Source organism: Curtobacterium sp. MCPF17_050 (assembly GCF_003224435.2).
GTDB lineage: Bacteria > Actinomycetota > Actinomycetes > Actinomycetales > Microbacteriaceae > Curtobacterium.
Window position 1 is genome coordinate 2,965,105 of sequence record NZ_CP126250.1, and the last position, 16,590, is coordinate 2,981,694.

At 71.5% G+C, this 16,590-nt stretch carries 12 protein-coding genes and 1 pseudogene; 3 read left to right on the forward strand and 10 right to left on the reverse strand.

The window, feature by feature from the left end; all coding sequences use genetic code 11:
* Positions 1 to 57 precede the first annotated feature (57 nt).
* From DEJ34_RS14085 to DEJ34_RS14095, 3 genes are read right to left on the reverse strand one after another with little or no spacing between them, the layout of a single operon-like run.
* The gene (locus tag DEJ34_RS14085) at positions 58 to 2,412 is read right to left on the reverse strand and encodes a GNAT family N-acetyltransferase (RefSeq protein WP_110910493.1); all 2,355 of its coding nucleotides are present in this window, start codon (positions 2,410 to 2,412) and stop codon (positions 58 to 60) included.
* On the reverse strand, positions 2,409 to 3,791 hold the full coding sequence (locus DEJ34_RS14090) for a lysine N(6)-hydroxylase/L-ornithine N(5)-oxygenase family protein (RefSeq protein WP_110910494.1): 1,383 nt from the start codon (positions 3,789 to 3,791) through the stop codon (positions 2,409 to 2,411). Before DEJ34_RS14090 ends, DEJ34_RS14085 begins: the two co-directional genes overlap by 4 nt.
* Positions 3,788 to 5,320, reverse strand: coding sequence for a pyridoxal phosphate-dependent decarboxylase family protein (locus DEJ34_RS14095; RefSeq protein ID WP_110910495.1), 1,533 nt, complete (start codon positions 5,318 to 5,320; stop codon positions 3,788 to 3,790). The genes DEJ34_RS14090 and DEJ34_RS14095 overlap by 4 nt, the downstream gene beginning before the upstream one ends.
* A gap of 115 nt (positions 5,321 to 5,435) precedes the next feature.
* Between DEJ34_RS14095 and DEJ34_RS14100 the strand changes: the two are divergent.
* A pseudogene (locus tag DEJ34_RS14100) lies at positions 5,436 to 5,828 on the forward strand (GNAT family N-acetyltransferase); the annotation flags it as partial.
* Between the two features lie 114 nt (positions 5,829 to 5,942).
* Here DEJ34_RS14100 and DEJ34_RS14105 read toward each other — a convergent pair.
* Positions 5,943 to 8,402: an ATP-dependent helicase gene (locus DEJ34_RS14105; RefSeq protein WP_110910496.1), complete on the reverse strand. Its 2,460-nt coding sequence runs from the start codon at positions 8,400 to 8,402 to the stop codon at positions 5,943 to 5,945.
* Between the two features lie 35 nt (positions 8,403 to 8,437).
* Positions 8,438 to 9,460, reverse strand: coding sequence for a glycerophosphodiester phosphodiesterase family protein (locus tag DEJ34_RS14110; protein ID WP_110910497.1), 1,023 nt, complete (start codon positions 9,458 to 9,460; stop codon positions 8,438 to 8,440).
* Between the two features lie 275 nt (positions 9,461 to 9,735).
* On the opposite strand from DEJ34_RS14110, the gene DEJ34_RS14115 reads away from it, so the two are divergent.
* A complete protein-coding gene (locus tag DEJ34_RS14115; RefSeq protein ID WP_110910498.1) occupies positions 9,736 to 10,650 on the forward strand; it encodes a Bax inhibitor-1/YccA family protein in 915 nt (304 codons plus the stop codon).
* 399 nt (positions 10,651 to 11,049) lie between these two features.
* Here DEJ34_RS14115 and guaA read toward each other — a convergent pair whose 3' ends face one another.
* The 5 genes from guaA to DEJ34_RS14140 are packed head-to-tail and all read right to left on the reverse strand — an operon-like array spanning position 11,050 to position 15,884.
* A complete protein-coding gene (gene guaA, locus DEJ34_RS14120) occupies positions 11,050 to 12,630 on the reverse strand; it encodes a glutamine-hydrolyzing GMP synthase (RefSeq protein WP_110910499.1) in 1,581 nt (526 codons plus the stop codon).
* The gene (locus tag DEJ34_RS14125; RefSeq protein WP_110824190.1) at positions 12,627 to 13,073 is read right to left on the reverse strand and encodes a DUF3817 domain-containing protein; all 447 of its coding nucleotides are present in this window, start codon (positions 13,071 to 13,073) and stop codon (positions 12,627 to 12,629) included. The genes guaA and DEJ34_RS14125 overlap by 4 nt, the downstream gene beginning before the upstream one ends.
* Before the next feature lie 10 nt (positions 13,074 to 13,083).
* Positions 13,084 to 13,875: an SURF1 family cytochrome oxidase biogenesis protein gene (locus tag DEJ34_RS14130; RefSeq protein WP_181422162.1), complete on the reverse strand. Its 792-nt coding sequence runs from the start codon at positions 13,873 to 13,875 to the stop codon at positions 13,084 to 13,086.
* A gap of 47 nt (positions 13,876 to 13,922) precedes the next feature.
* Positions 13,923 to 15,350, reverse strand: a complete 1,428-nt coding sequence (locus tag DEJ34_RS14135; RefSeq protein ID WP_110910501.1) for a cation:proton antiporter — start codon at positions 15,348 to 15,350, stop codon at positions 13,923 to 13,925.
* Positions 15,351 to 15,353: 3 nt separating this feature from the next.
* Positions 15,354 to 15,884, reverse strand: a complete 531-nt coding sequence (locus tag DEJ34_RS14140) for a cation:proton antiporter regulatory subunit (RefSeq protein ID WP_110824193.1) — start codon at positions 15,882 to 15,884, stop codon at positions 15,354 to 15,356.
* Between the two features lie 119 nt (positions 15,885 to 16,003).
* On the opposite strand from DEJ34_RS14140, the gene DEJ34_RS14145 reads away from it, so the two are divergent.
* Entirely contained in the window at positions 16,004 to 16,495 is a 492-nt protein-coding gene (locus DEJ34_RS14145) for a hypothetical protein (RefSeq protein ID WP_110900434.1), read from the forward strand.
* The last annotated feature ends 95 nt before the right edge of the window (positions 16,496 to 16,590 follow it).

A 16,590-nucleotide genomic window follows, 5' to 3' on the forward strand; every position in this document is an offset into this window, starting at 1 on the left:
GAGGCGCCCCGCCCCGGCAACCGCCGATGGGTCGCGAGCGTGCGGCGACGGGGCGGGTCAGCCCCGCCCGATGGGGTTCGACATCGCCCCCGCCCGGATGAGCGAGGACGACTGGTCCGCCAGGTCGACCATCGCGAGCGTGTTGCGCAGCTGCAGCCGGTTCAGGCAGGAGTGCTCGAACGTCGGCACCCGCAGGTCGAGCGGACGCCGACGGTCCGGGTGCTCCGCCGCGTGCCGGTCAACGCACCCGCCGACGAGCCGCCAGAAGACGTCCCCGGGCAGGACCCCGTCGTCGTCGAGGACCGCTGCCAGGAAGCGCAGCACCCCGTCGAACACGTCGGTGAACACGGCGAGCGCCGCCTCGTCGTCGTCGACCGGGTGCACGATGCGGCGGATGTCCTCGGGCACCGGACGGTCGTCGTGCTCCCCGAGGACCACGACCTCCTCGCCGATGTCCTTCATGAACGCGCCGGTCACGGCCCCGTCGCGCAGGACGAGCACCAGGTTCTCGCCGTGCGGCATGAACGCCAGGTCGTGCACGGTCAGGCAGTGCACGACCGGCCGCAGGTACGCGTCGAGGAAGCGCCGCACCCACGTCGCCGCGTCCAGCCCCGAGGTACGCACGAGCTCGGCGGCGACCGCACGCCCGTCGGCGTCCCGGTGCAGCAGTGCCGCCATCGTCATGAGCTGCTCCCCGGGAGCCGTCCTGGGCACCGGGCTCTCCCGCCACAGCGCCGCGAGCATCTTCCGCTGCGGCGAGGCGACGTCCACCCGGTGGTACGCGTCGCCGGTGTACCCGATCGCCGCGTGTTCGCGCAGCACCCGGAACCCGGCGTCCCGCAGGGTGGTGTCGGCCGCCACGAGCGACGCGACCCAGTCGTTCACCGCTGGGGTCGAGCGCATGTACGCCGGGGACATGCCCCGCAGGAACCCCATGTTCTGCACCGCGAGCGCCGTCTTCACGTACGAGCGCTCGGGGTGGCTGCGGTCGAAGGCGGTGCGGATGGACTGCTGCGGCTGGAACAGGTCCGGACCCTCCCCGAGGTCGACGAGGTCCTGCCGGCCGAGGTCGGGCGCGAACGTCACGGCGATGCGGTGCTGCCACTGCCAGGGGTGCACCGGCAGCCAGACGTAGTCGTCGGGGTCCAGGCCGCGGCGGGTGAGCGTCCGGCGGTGCTCGGCGACCGTGTCGGCCCCGAGTTCCGCGGCCCAGTGCTCCGCCTCGGTCCGGTCCGCGGCGAGCGCCAGGGAGGTGTGCGCCCGACGGGCGGCGAGCCACCGGATGCGGAAGCGGCCGCCGGACTCCGGTGCGTACGCCCGGTACTCGTCCAGGCCGAACCCGATCCGCCCGTTCGCGGCGACGAACGCCGGGTGCCCCTCGGTCATCGCCGCCTCGACGTCCTGGAACCCGGCGACGACGTCCCCGTCCCGTCGGCCGCGGGCGAGCTGTCGGGCCGACGGTCCGCCGCGGCGGTGCTTGGCGGCCGCGCTCGCGAGCGTCGAAGCGACCTCCTCCAGGTACGTGCCGAGCAGGGCGTCCGGGATCCCGAGCACGTCGCGCAGTTCCAGCACGAGGTCCTGCGCGTCGAGCGGCAGCGGCACGGGGTCGGCCGAGGCGGACTCCCGCGTCAGGGTGCGCTCGTCGACGGACCAGTGCTCGAGCTGGTGCTGCCGTGCCCGGAAGCGGTAGCGCGAGCCGCCGGTGTCGAGCAGCCACCCGTCGCCGTCCGGTCGCGGTGTGACGAGTCGCTCGTGCGTGAACTCCGCCACGGCCTTCGCCACCAGGTGTCGTTGCGCGACCGCCAGGTGCTCGGGCCAGAGGTGCGCGGCCGGGCCGTCGTCGTCGGGCACGCCGATCGATGCGGTGTCGAGCACCGAGAGCAGCGCGCGCTTGCCGTCCAGGTCGACCTCGCGGAGCGCCCGGAACCCGACCTCGGCGTTCTTCGCCTGCACCGCGGTGTTCCGCACGTCCGGCTCGACGACCACGCGTCGGGCACCGAGGGCATCACGGCAGTGCTCGACCACGGCGCGCATCACGGCGCTGGTGAGTCCGTGCACCCGGCCTGCCACGGGAGGCGGGGCGACGAGCAGGTGCATGCCGACGTCACCGGGACGTGCGTCCCAGACGTCGACGAGCAGGACCGTCGCCGGGTCGTAGGTCTCGGCGTACGCGCACGGCACCCCGTCGCGCAGCACGAGCCAGCCGTCCTGCGCCGGGTCGGCCTGCACCGCGGTCAGGTACGTCCGCACGCCGTCGACGTCGGCGTGCTGCATGCCCCACCACGACGACGGCGGAGCCGCGAGCCACGACTGCACGCGGGTCGCGTCCCGCTCCGGGTCCACCGGCACCACGGACAGGAGGCCCGGCAGCACGTCCGCCAGACCGGTCCGGTCGTGCTGGACCGCGCTCATGCGCGCACCTCCGCGTGCTCGGCGTGCTCGGCGCGCTCGCCGCGCTCGGCGCGCTCGGCGCGGACCGAGGCGGGCAGACCGAACTCCTGGAAGGCGATCCGGGCCTCCAGGCCGTAGACCTCGCGCCCCGTGACGGACCGGATGATCGACGCGTTCCGCCACGCCCCCATGCCGAGGTCCGGTGCGGTCAGGCCGTGCGTGTGCTCCTCGGCGTTCTGCACCCAGATCCGACCGCCGAGGGTGTCCACGTGGTGGTCGCGGGCGACGGCGAGGCGACCCCGGGCGTCGCGCGCCACGAGGTGCGCGACCGGGTCGAGGAACCGCGGCGGCCGCGGCGCGTACCCGGTGGCGAGGACCAGGCGCTCGACCTCGTGCTCGTACGTTTCGCCGAGCTGCTCGTGCCGGAGCGTCAGCCGGTACACGCCCCGGTCGGCGTCCCAGTCGGCGGCGGTGACGCTCGTCTCGGTGCGCAGCGTCGTCGGGACCGGACCCCTGGCGCTGATCCGGTACAGCGCGTCGTAGACCTCGCCGACCAGGTCCGCGCTGATGCCCTTGTACAGCCCGCGTTGCTCGCGGCCGAGGCGGTCCCGGACGTGCTCGGGCAGCGCGTGGAAGTGGTCGGTGTACTCCGGACTCGTCATCTCGAGGGTGAGCTTCGTGTCCTCCATCGGGAAGAACCGCGGCGACCGGGTGATCCAGTCCAGGCGGTACCCGCCGTCGCGGATGCCCTCGAGGAGGTCGCGGTAGACCTCGGCGGCGGACTGGCCGCTGCCGATCACCGCGACGGACCCGGCGCCACGGAGGGCGTCCCGGTTCGGCAGGTAGTCAGCCGAGTGCAGCACCGGGCCGTCCAGGTCGCGGAGCGCGGCGGGCACCGACGGCTCGGTCCCGACGCCGACCACGACGTGCCGGGCCCGGTACGTCTCGGCACCGTCCGCCGTCTCGGCGTGCACGGTGAACAGGTCCTGCGCGGCGTCGTGCTCGACCGCGACCACCCGGCGTCCCCAGCGGAGGGTGTCGAGCCGGTCGGCGGCCCAGCGGCAGTAGGCGTCGTACTCGCTGCGGAGGGGGTGGAAGTCCTCGCGGATGAAGAAGGGGTAGAGCCGACCGGTCTCCTTGAGCCAGGCCAGGAACGAGAACGACGAGGTCGGGTCCGCCATCGTGACGAGGTCGGCGAGGAACGGCACCTGGATCGTCGCGTCGTCGAGCATCATGCCGTGGTGCCAGGCGAAGCCGTCACGCGCGTCGAGGAACACGGCGTCGAGGTCGTCGATCGGGTCAGTCAGGCAGGCGAGCCCGAGGTTGAACGGGCCGATGCCGATGCCGACGACGTCGTGCATCCGGGTCGTGGCGGTCGCGGTCGCGTCGACGGCGGTCATCGTGCGGCCCCGCCGGTCACGGTCGGCCGGGTCGACGCCGCGCGCAGGCGCTCCGCCGTGGCCACCACGTGGTCGAGGGAGGCCCGCATCTGCTCCGTCGTCGTCGCCGGGTTGAGCAGGGTCAGCTTGTTGCACGGCCGCCCGTCGACCACGGTCTTCGCGATGAGCACCCGTCCCTCGGCCAGGAGCGCCGCGCGGAGCGGTGCCACCATCGCGTCCGACTCCTCGTCGGTGACCCCCGCCGGCTGCCAGCGGAACAGGACCGTGCTCAGCTGCGTCGGCGCCACGAGGACGAGGTCCGGGTCGGCCTGCACGAGCGTGTGCGTGTCGGCGGCCAGGTCGACGACGGCGTCGAAGGCCCGCCCGATCGCCTCCGCTCCGGAGGCACGGAGCGTCGCCCAGAGCTTCAGCGCGTCGAACCGGCGGGTGGTCTGCAGCGACTTGTCGACCTGGTTCGGTTCCGTCGCGTCCTCCGGGTTGAGGTAGTCCGCGTGCCAGGAGGCCCGGCGCAGGTCCGCCGGGTCGCGCACCACGAGCACGCTCGACGACACCGGCTGGAAGAAGGACTTGTGCAGGTCGGTCGTGACGCTGCGGGCACGCTCGATGCCGTCGAGCAGGTGCCGTCGCGTCGGGGACACGAGCAGGCCGCACCCGTAGGCGGCGTCGACGTGCAGCCACACGCCCTCGAGGTCGCACACGTCCGCGATCGGCGCGAGCGGGTCGATGACCCCGCGGTCGGTGGTGCCGGCCGTGGCGACGACGGCCATCGGGGTTCGACCGTCGGCGCGGGCGTCGGCGATCGCGAGGGCCAGTGCGGACGGGAGCATCCGGCCGGACGTGTCGGTCTCGACGTCGACGACCGCGGCGTCGGGCAGGCCGAGCAGGCGGGCGGACTTGCGCACGCTGAAGTGCGTCTCCGCGGTGGCGAACACGGCGAGGTCGGCGAGCGCGGGGGCGGGGGCGGGCGTCGCGGAGGCAGCCGTCGCGGACGCGGCCGTCGCGGACGCGGCCGTCGCGGCCTCCCGCGCCAGGAGGAGGGCCTGCAGGTTGGACTGCGACCCGCCCGACGTGAAGATCCCGTCACCCGCCGGGAAGCCGATCCGCCGGGCCAGCCAGTCGACCACGTGCCGCTCGATGTCGGTCCCGATGCGCGACTGGTCCCACGTGTCGACCGAGGGGTTGACGGCGGCGAGCACGGCCTCCGCGGCGACCGCGGGCAGGGCGACCGGGCAGTTGAGGTGCGCGAGGTACCCGGGCGTGTGGAACCAGACGGCCTCGCGGACGAACAGGTCGTCGAGTTCGGCGAGCGCACGCTCCGTGCCGAGTGCCGGTCCGTCGAGATCGACCGTGGCGACGCGCTGGTGGAGGTCCACCGCGGGGGTGTCGGTCGTCGGGACCTCGGCGACGGCGATGCGGTCGGCGAGTCGGTCGATGGTCGCGCCCACGGCCTGCCGGTAGCGCTGCGCCGTCTCGGGACTGATCAGGTCGAGCGGAGTCGTGTCGAGCGGAGTCGTGTCGAGCGGGGTCATGTTAGGTGAGGCTAACCTCACCTGCTCCCCCTGTCACCCGTCCGGAGCACCGGGCGTGGCGGACGCGAGTGACCCTCGAGTGCGTCCGGGCCGGGGCTCCCGGTACGGTCGGGGCATGGGGCACGTCCAGCAGCTCACCGTCCGACCAGCCGTCGACACGGATGCGCCGGGCATCGCCGACGTGCACGTGCAGGCATGGCGCGAGGCGTACGCCCACCTGCTGCCGGCGGCGTTCCTCGCGTCACTCGACCCCGTCGCGCGCACCACACGGTGGCGGCGGACGATCGCGGGCGCGAGCGCAGCCGGCACGAGCGTGGCGGTCGCCGAGCACGGCGGCGCCGTCGTCGGGTGGGCCACCGCGGGTCCGGCTCGCGACGACCCCGCCATCCGGGACGCCGAGCTCACCGGCATCTACGTCCTGGCATCGGCGCACGGGTCGGGCGCCGGTCAGCTGCTCCTCGACGCCGTCCTCGGCAACGCACCGGCGTTCCTCTGGGTCGCCGACGACAACCCCCGGGCGCAGGCCTTCTACCGGCGGAACGGGTTCCGACGCGACGGAACGACGAAGACCGAACGGCTGGGCGACAACGCGCTCCTCGCCGCCCGTGCGCTGAGCCGTCGGCTAGAGCTTCTCGATCGGCGCGATCTTGATGAGCAGCTTCTTCCGCCCCGCGCTGTCGAACGCGATCTCCGCGATCCGCTTGGCGCCCTGACCGGTCACCGCCGAGACGGTCCCCTGCCCGAAGTCGACGTGCGAGATCCGGTCGCCCGGAGCCAGCTCCATGTCGCCGTTGTCGCGGACCTGCCCGGACACCCGGTTCGCCCACTCCGTCTTCGGCTTCGTCTTCGCCGCGGCGGCCGCACGGTCGTAGGACCCGCCACCCCAGCCGCCACCGCCCCGGTAGCCACCGCCACCGGTGCCACCGCCGAAGCCACCGTCGCGCTTGGCGTTGAGCGCGCGGGGCTGTGTGCCGCCGCGACTGTTCGCCATGCCCGGTGACTGCTTCCACTCGACGAGCCCCTCGGGGATCTCCTGCAGGAAGCGTGAGGGCATCGCCACGTTGACGTCGCCGAACTGCGCCCGGGTCATCGCGAGCGACAGGAACAGGACCTTCTTCGCCCGGGTGATGCCCACGTAGAACAGGCGTCGCTCCTCGGACGGGCCGCCCGGTTCGTTCGCGGACATCCGGTGCGGCAGCAGGTCTTCCTCCACACCGGTCAGGAACACGGCGTCGTACTCCAGGCCCTTCGCGGTGTGCAGGGTCATGAGCGACACCGTGCCGGAGGAGTCGTCGAGTTCGTCGGCCGCGGCCACCAGGGAGACCTCGGTGAGGAAGTCGGCGAGCGTGCCCTCGGGGTTGTTCTTCTGGAACTCCCGGGTCACGGCGACGAGTTCGTCGATGTTGTCGGCACGGGCGGCGTCCTGCGCGTCCGGCGACTTCCGGAGCTGTTCGAGCAGCCCCGAGCCGTCGAGCAGCTGGGTGAGGGTGTCGACCACCGGCTGGTCCGCGGCCTTGGCGGCGACCTCGTCGAGGAGCCCGGCGAACGAGGTGATCGCGGTGCGCACCTTCGGTCCGAACCCGAGCTCGTCCGCGTGCCGCAGGGCCTCGCGCATCGAGACCTCGTGCTCGTCGGCGTACCGCTGCAGGGCGGTCTCGGTGACGGCGCCGATGCCGCGCTTCGGCACGTTGAGGATGCGTCGGAGCGACAGCGGGTCCGCCGGGTTGGCGACCGTGATCAGGTACGCCATCGCGTCCTTGATCTCGGCGCGCTCGTAGAACTTCGTCCCGCCGAGCACCCGGTACGGGATCGCGGCGCGGATGAAGATCTCCTCGAGCGCACGGGTCTGCGAGTTCGTCCGGTAGAACACCGCCATGTCGCGGTAGTCCATGCCGTCCTCGTGCAGACGCTGGATCTCGTCCGCGACGAACTGCGCCTCGTCGTGCCCGGTGTACCCGGTGAAGCCGACGATCTTCTCGCCGGCACCCACGTCCGTGAACAGGTTCTTCGCCTGCCGGTCGAAGTTGTTCGCGATGACCGCGTTCGCGGCGTCGAGGATGTTCTGCGTCGATCGGTAGTTCTGCTCGAGCAGGATCACCTTCGAGTTCGGGAAGTCCCGCTCGAACTCGACGATGTTGCGGATGTCCGCGCCGCGGAAGGCGTAGATCGACTGGTCGGAGTCACCCACGACCGTGAGCGACGCCGGCGCGATCGACCCGTCGGTCTCCCGCATCCGCTCGACGTGCTGCCCGGCGTCCTCGAGCTTGTCGACCTGCTCTACGGGCACGGGACGGGTGAGTTCGCGGATGAGCGCGTACTGCGCGTGGTTCGTGTCCTGGTACTCGTCGACCAGGACGTACCGGAAGCGGCGCTGGTAGAGCGCGGCGATCTCGGGGAACGCGCGGAACAGGAACACGGTCTGCCCGATGAGGTCGTCGAAGTCGAACGCGTTCGCCCGGCGGAGCTCGCTCGTGTACCGCCGGAACACCTCGGTGAACATGACCTCTTGCGGGTCGTCCGTGTTGATGTTGCGCGCGTAGGTGTCGATGTCCTGCAGCTCGTTCTTGAGCTTCGAGATCTTCGACGCCGCCGCCCCGACGGTCAGCCCGAGCGTGTCCGCTTCGAGGTCCTTGATGATCCGCTTGAGCAGCGCCCGGGAGTCGGCCGAGTCGTAGATCGTGAACGACTGCGGGAACCCGAACCGCTCGGCCTCGCGCCGGAGGATCCGCACGCATGCCGAGTGGAAGGTCGAGATCCACATGCCCTCGGCGGCCTGCCCGACCAGGGCCTGCACCCGCTCGCGCATCTCGGCCGCGGCCTTGTTCGTGAACGTGATCGCGAGGATCTGGGACGGCCAGGCCTCGCGGTTGGCCAGCAGGAGCGCGATGCGTCGGGTGAGCACGCTCGTCTTGCCCGAACCGGCACCGGCCACGATGAGCAGGGACTCGCCGCGGTACTCGACGGCTTCCTTCTGCTGGGGGTTCAGGCCCGCGGTGAACGGGTCCTCGTACGCACGGTCACCCGCGCCGGGACCGTGCGTACGGCCGGGCGTCGAGTCGGAGGGGTCGAGCACGATCGTCATGTCCGGGACAGTCTAGGCGCGACCTGCGACACCCATCAGGCCCGCGCAGCGCCGTCCGCGACGAGCGATCGGGCACGGACGGCGAGGTCCGCGTGGTCCGCGAACACCGCGTCCACGCCCGTCCGGACGACCGAGGTGAACCACCGCTCCCAGTCGCCGTGCGCCGCCAGGTCGCCCCCGCGCCGGAGCGCCGCGGGCAGGAACCGGTTCTCCGGTCGGAGCGTCCACGTGTACACCGCGAGCCCGACGGCGTGCGCCCGCTCGACGACGTCGCTCCGCACCGGTCCCGGGTCGTCGACGGCGCGGGTGTCCACGCCTGCCATCAGGATCGGCAGGTCCACGCTGATCCCGTCGAACTCCGTCGCGAGCCGGGCCAGTGCCGCGTCGGTCCGCTCGGTGGCGTACGTGGGGGCCGCGGCGCCGGCTGTGGCGACCTCGTCCGCGGCCGCGCCCCGGGCCTCCTGGAGGTACACCAGGCGCGCACCGGTGCCGAGCGCGGCCACCTCGCGCAGCACGCGCTTCTCGAAGGACTCGACCGTCAGCCGGTCGTCGCCACGCCAGCCGGCCGAGCCGAGGACGCCGTCCAGCAACGAGGCCATCGGGAACCCCGCGGCGGCGAACGCGCTGGCGTGCTTCACCTCGGCGACGAGCCCGACCCGCCGCGGGGCGGCGTCCAGGATCGCGAGCAGGTCCTCCAGGCGCAGGACCGTGTCCTCGCCGTCGTGCTGCCGGGAGGCCCGGCGCAGCTCCGGCAGGCGCTCACGGGTCCGCAGGGTGCGCAGTTCCTCCCACGTGAAGTCCTCGGTGAACCAGCCCGTGACCCGGTGCCCGTCGATCGTCTTCGTCGTCCGCCGGTCCCGGAACTCCGGGCGGTCGGCGACGTCGGTCGTGCCGGACACCTCGTTCTCGTGCCGGAGCACCAGGACGCCGTCCTTCGTCGGCACGAGGTCCGGCTCGATCGCGTCCGCACCGAGCTCGACCGCGAGCTCGTAGGCGCTGCGGGAGTGCTCGGGCCGGTACCCGGAGGCACCGCGGTGGGCGATGACGAGCGGCTGCATGCACGTGACGATACGGACTGCGCGAGGACGTCGCCGACGTTCAGCCAGCGTGGGGACACCGTTCGGTGGACCGACAGCAGCGGTCCATAGGCTCGTCACCAGGAGGGCCCGGGGACGTTCCGCTTCCCGCGAATCCACAGCCATCGAGCACACCTGGCCCGTAGGCTGTGAGGACACGAAGGAACGGCTCCGCCGCACTCCTTCCCGAGCCCACGAGCCGGTGCCATCCGGGTACCGGCTCCACGACTCCACACCAGAGGAAATCAGAGGACACCATGGCCTTCAAGCCCGGTTTCGACCAGTCCCCCGCCTTCAACGACGCGGGCCGGAACGCATGGGGCGCCGGCTCGAACACGCAGCAGGGGTACCCCCAGCAGGGCTACCCGCAGCAGGGCGGCTACCCGCAGGCGCCGTACGGCCAGACCGGCTGGGGACAGGCGCCCCAGCAGCCCGGGTTCTCGCCCGACCAGCTGCGTGACATGTACGACCGCCCCTCGGCGAACAAGGTCGACACGGACCGGATGTCGTACGAGGACACCATCGTCAAGACGCTCCTGGCGTTCGGCGTGCTCATCGTCGGTGCCGTCGCCGGCTGGAACCTCCCGCCGGTGGTCTGGATCGTCGGCGCGCTCGTCGGGTTCGTCCTCGCGCTGGTGAACACCTTCAAGAAGAAGCCGTCGCCCGCCCTGGTGCTGGCGTACTCCTTCTTCGAGGGCCTCTTCGTCGGTGGCATCTCGGGCATGTACAACACCATGTGGGACGGCATCGTCACGCAGGCGGTGTTCGGCACGCTCGGTGTCTTCGCGGTCACGCTCCTGCTCTTCACGTCCGGCAAGGTCCGCGCGACCCCGAAGGCCACGCGGTTCTTCCTCGTCGCGATGGTCGGCTACATGGCGTTCTCGCTCGTCAACATCGTGCTGATGCTCCTGGGCGTGACGCAGTCGGCGTTCGGGCTCCTCGGCGTCACGGTGTTCGGCATCCCGCTCGGTGTCGTGATCGGCATCCTCGTGGTGCTCATGGCGGCGTACTCGCTCGTCCTCGACTTCGACCAGATCAAGACCGGTGTCGAGCGCGGCGCGCCCCGCATCTACGCCTGGACGGCGGCGTTCGGCCTCATCGTCACGCTCGTCTGGCTGTACCTCGAGATCCTGCGCATCCTGGCGATCATCGCCAGCAGCTCGCGCAACTAGCTCGCAGCACACGGAGGGCCCCGGCAGTCGCCGGGGCCCTCCGTCGTTCCCGCGCGCTGGTGTGCGGGCGCCGGCCTTCGAGCCCGCCGCCCGCGTGCCGAGATCGCACGAAACGCCGCCCGCGGTCCGGCGAAATCGCACGAACTGCCGCCGGGCCGGCTGCCTGACGACCGGACGTGCGACCTCGGCGACCAGCACACGGCATGTCCTGCGACCCCGCCGTGCGCGCGTGCCGAGGTCGCACGAGCTGCCGCCCGGCCGTCCGTCCGGCAACAGGACGTGCGACCTCGGCGACCAGCGGACGGCATGTCGTGCGACCCCGAGGTCGGCACCACCAACCAGGAACGAGCGAGGGCCCGGTACGCACTGCGTACCGGGCCCTCGGGCGTCAGGGGAGCCTCACTCCCACTCGATCGTCCCCGGCGGCTTCGACGTGACGTCGAGCACGACCCGGTTGACGTCGCGCACCTCGTTGGTGATGCGGTTCGAGATCTTCGCGAGCACGTCGTACGGCAGGCGCGTCCAGTCAGCGGTCATGGCGTCCTCGGACGAGACCGGACGGAGGACGATCGGGTGCCCGTAGGTACGACCGTCGCCCTGGACACCGACCGAACGGACGTCGGCGAGGAGCACGACCGGGCACTGCCAGATCTCGTCGTCCAGGCCCGCTGCGGTCAGCTCGGCGCGGGCGATCGCGTCCGCGGCCCGCAGGATCTCGAGGCGCTCGGAGGTGACCTCGCCGACGATGCGGATGCCGAGACCCGGGCCGGGGAACGGCTGACGCCCGACGATGACCTCGGGGAGTCCGAGCTCGCGGCCGACCGCGCGGACCTCGTCCTTGAACAGGGTGCGGAGGGGTTCGACGAGCTGGAACGTCATGTCGTCGGGCAGCCCGCCCACGTTGTGGTGCGACTTGATGTTCGCGGTGCCCGAACCGCCGCCGGACTCGACGACGTCCGGGTACAGCGTGCCCTGCACGAGGAACTTGACCTCGGCGTCACCGTCGGACGCGCGCGCTTCGAGCACGAGTGCCTCGGCCGCGGCCTCGAACGTGCGGATGAACTCGCGCCCGATGATCTTGCGCTTCTGCTCCGGGTCGCTGACGCCGGAGAGCGCGTCGAGGAACTGCTCGCGGGCGTCGACCGTGACGAGTCGGACACCGGTGGAGGCGACGTAGTCCTCCTCCACCTGCTTGCGCTCGTCGGCGCGGAGGAGCCCGTGGTCGACGAACACGCACGTCAGCTGGTCACCGACGGCCTTGTGCACGAGCGCCGCGGCGACGGCGGAGTCGACGCCACCGGACAGCCCGGCGATCACGCGGGACGAGCCGACCTGCGCGCGGATTCGCTCGACCTGCTCCTCGATCACGTTCGCGGAGTTCCAGTCGCCCGGCAGCCCGGCAGCCCGGTGCAGGAAGTTCTCGAGCACGGCCTGGCCGAACGCCGAGTGCTTGACCTCCGGGTGCCACTGCACGCCGTAGAGCTTGCGCTCGTCGGAGGCGAAGGCGGCCACGGGCGTCGAGTCGCTGGAGGCGAGGACCGCGAAGCCCTCCGGGGCCTTCGCGACCGAGTCACCGTGCGACATCCAGGTGGTCTGTGACGCCGGCTGCCCGCCGAGCAGGACGCTGTCGGTGCCGCTGACGGTGACGTCGGTCGCGCCGTACTCGCGCAGGCCGGTGTGTGCGACCTCGCCGCCGAGCGACTTCGCCATGGCCTGGAAGCCGTAGCAGATGCCGAGCACCGGGACGCCGAGGTCGAGGATCTCGCTGTCCAGGGCCGGAGCGCCGTCCTCGTAGACGGAGGACGGGCCTCCCGACAGGACGATCGCGGCGGGGTCCTTCGCGCGGATCTCGTCCGCCGTGACGGAGTGCGGGACGATCTCGCTGTAGACGTTGGCCTCGCGGACGCGCCGCGCGATCAGCTGCGCGTACTGCGCGCCGAAGTCGACGACGAGGACGGGACGCTGTTCGGTCTCGCTCACCGAGCGCTCTCCTTCTCCCGCGACTGCTGCGCGGTCAGCTCGTGGTGGGTGGTCATGGCGGCCTTCTGCATGCGGTGCTCGACCACGAAGGACATGAACGGGATGATCCCGCCGAGGGCGATGAGCAGGAAGCGCGACGGCCGCCAGCGCATGATGCTCCAGAGGCGGAAGTCCGCGAAGAGGTAGACGACGTACAGCCAGCCGTGGGCGATGAGGATCGCGACGGACAGGTTGAACGTGCCGGGCGCCTCGCCGGCGGTGCCGTTCGGGACGAAGAACGCTCCCCCGCCGAGCTGCATCTCGCGCTGGATCGGCGTGTACTTGATGACGACCTCGACGATCAGGGCCAGCAGCAGCACACCGGTGATGTACGCGGAGATGCGGTAGAACCGCACGGCCCCCGGGATCTTCGGGATGTCGCGGGTCCGGACGGTCAGAGCCATGCCGTCGATCCTACCGGCGACCCGGCTCGGCCCGGGCGTCGTCCACAGCGGCCTCGTCGGCGGGCGCCTCATCATCAGCGGCGCCACCGGCGGCCGCTTCGGCGGTCTCGCGCTCCTCGTCCTGCTCGCGCTCCCAGGCGTCCTTCACGAAGCGGTACCAGAGGAAGACGGCGAACCCGGCGAAGACGACCCACTCGACCGCGTAGAACAGGTTGAGCCAGTCGAACTGGACCTCGCGCGTGGGGGCCCGGTCGGCGATGGTGCCGAGGTCCGCGGCGTCCGCGACGGCGGCTCCGGCGACGACGTAGCCGCCGTACATCCGGTCGTCGAACGCCTTCCAGGTGTTGACGAACCGGGCCGGGGCGACGGCGGAGTACTCGCCCTGCTCGAAGGCGTCCTGGTCGGGCGACTCGGCCGGGTAGTACCGGCCCTCGACCGTCATGGTCGCGCCGTCGGTCAGACGGTCACCCCCGGCGACGGCGGCCGCCCGCTGGTCGGACCACCCGATCACGACCGGGAGGCTCGCCCCCGTCGCGTCGTCGACCAGGTGTCCGACAGCCTGGTACGTCCCACCCCCGCTGCGGCCGGTGAGGACGGTGGTGTCCCCGGCGACGAAGCGCCCGGAGACGGTGATCTTCTGCCCCGCGAGCGTCGAACCGACGGGCTTCTCGGGGGTCGTGACGTCATCGAGAGCGCGCCGCGTCTCCGTCCCGGCGGGCAGCGGCTTGCCGTTCTCGATGCTGCGCTCGAGCTGCCACTTGCCGAGCGCAGCGAACACGCCCGCCAGCACGATGGCCAACACGAGCAGTGCGATCCACCTCGGACGTCGTGCAACGGCCCACATGCGTGTCAGTACTCCGGATCGCGTGGTCGGACCGGGCGTTCGGGACGCTCGGCTGGGATCTCGATCGACGACGTGCTCACGCGCACGGGTTCCGGTGTGACCGGCTGTGCGCGCGGCGGCGTCGTCTCCGGTTCCCCATTCTCGCGCTCTTCCCTGCCCGCGGCCTCCACGAGGGCGATCTCCTCGGCGAACCGACGGTCGCGCTCGGCCTTGCGCTCGGCGGCGGCCTGCGCTGCCGCCAGCTCGCGCCCGCGGAGCTTCCGCACCCGACCCGGCCGGAGCACGAGCCGACCGATGCGGTCGGAGTTCACCGCGAGCAGCGGACCGAGCACCGCCATGATGAGGACGTAGAGCCCGGCGAACGCGGTGATGCGCTCCTCGAGTCCGGCCGCCGCGGACAGCGTCGCGAGGATGAGCGCGAACTCGCCGCGGTTGACGAGGATGACCGCCGTGTTGATGCCCTGCTGGACGCTGAAGCCGTTCATCCGGGCGACGAGCTGCCCCGCGACGGCGTTGAGCACGACGGTCATGCCGATGGCGGCGACGACCGGCCAGAGCACCTCGCCGAAGGTCGAGACGTCCAGGCCGAGGCCGAAGTTCACGAAGAAGAACGCCGCGAAGACGTCGCGCATCGGGAGCGCCAGCTGTTCGATGCGGTCCCGGTAGCGCGTGGCACCACAGAGCAGCCCGATGACGAACGCACCGATGGCGTCGGTCACGCCGAGCAGGTCCCCGATGCCACCGAACATCACCGCGAGGCCGAAGAACAGCACGGTGAACAGCTCGTCGTCGCGGGTCGCGAAGATCCGTGAGACCTGCTTACCGCCCCAGCGCGCCAGGCTGAACATGACGATGAGGAACCCGAACGCGAGCGCGAGCTTCCCGATCACCGCCCAGACGTTCGTGTCGCCGGAGAGCACCACGGACACGATCGCCAGGTAGACGGCGATGAAGACGTCCTCGATGACGGTGACGCCGAGGATCATCGGTGTCTCGTCGTTCGCCAGGCGCCGGAGCTCGATGAGGAGCTTCGTCACGATGGCGCTCGACGACGTCGCCGTCATCCCCGCGATGATCAGGGCTTCGCGCGTGCCCCATCCGAGTGAGAACCCGAACGCGAACCCGACGCCCATGTTGATCGCGACGTAGGTGCCGCCCGACACGAGGAGCTTGCCGGCGTTGCCGTAGAACTCCTCCTGGTCGAACTCCAACCCCAGGTTGAACAGCAGCAGGATGAGCCCGAACGTGGCGATGAGCTCGATCGTGTGGGACTCGACGCTCAGTCCGATCCACGGGGTGTGCGGGCTCGCGATGAGTCCGACCACCATGTAGACCGGGATCGCCGGCAGGCCGATGGTCTTGCCGAGACGTCCGAGGACGTAGGCGATGAGGAACAGGCCGCCGATGGTCAGCAGCTCACCACCCAGGTGCATCGACTAACTCCCGGGCGGCGCCTCGGCAGCGGCTGCTGCCAACTGACCGCTGCGGTAGAAGGAGAACGCCTTCGCGACCTTCTCGGGCGCGCCGGCGACCACGATCGTGTCCCCGGGGAACACGACGAAGTCGGACGAGGGCGCCGGGTTGGCGCTGTCGCCGCGGACCACCGCGACGACCGTCAGGCCGATGAACCCGGAGTCGTGCAGGTCGCCGAGGGGCTTGCCGGCGATGGCGTCGTCGTAGTCGACGCTGAACCAGTCGATCGACAGGCCGGGGATCTCGTCGAGCTTGTCGAGGCCCTCCGTGATCCGGGTGCCGCCGAGCAGCTCGGCGAGGGTGTGCGCCTCGTCCTCGCTCAGGCGGAGCGAGACCTTCTCGGACTTGTCCGCGCCGTCGGCGACGTCCGCGAACGAGATGAGGTCGGAGTGACCCGACCGGTGCGTGATGACACCGCACTTGCCACCGTCGTCGGTGTAGAAGCTGTGCAGCACGCCGACGCCGGGGAGTTTGACGCGATGGACGTCGACCATGATGGCTCCCTTTCCCAGGACACCCATGCTAACCACCGGGAGGGCTCGGCCATTCCGTTCTCCACAGGTCATCCCGGCGGTGGACGCGGCGGTCCACCCCGCCCGGTGAGGATGGCCGGATGACCTCCAAGACCGTCGTCGCCGTGTCCGGCGCGCTCGTCGTCACCGCCTACGCCGCGCTGCTGGCGGTGAACGCCCTCGTGCTCGACCCGCTCGCAGCGGTGCCGGGGAAGTCGCTGTCGGAGATCTACGCCACCGTCGACGCGATGGGCATGAACTCCCGGCAGGACGTCGTCGGTGTGCTGGTGACGGCCGGCATCGGCGTGGTCCTCGCCGTCGGCTTCGCGATCGCGGCGATCTGGAAGGAGATCCCCGTACCGGTGGCCCTCGTCTGCCACCTCGCCTTGGTCGCGTGCGGCGCCGGCCCCGTCTTCCAGTCGGGCTTCTTCCTCGGCATGGACGTCGCGGACTCCTTCGGGGTGTCCGGCGGCGCGCACGGCATGGGCGCCGCTGTGCTCTACGGCACGAGCCTCGCGGCCCTCGTCGCGATCCCGGCGGTCCTGTTCCTGACGATGGTGCAGACCCTCCGCCGCGCCCGCGCCGCCGCGTAGCCACCCGCGCCCGCGCCGCCGCGTAGCCACCCGCGGCGGCGCGACGACTGCGTCGACGCGCAGCCGCAGCCCGTCGGCGCAGAACGCGGCCGCCG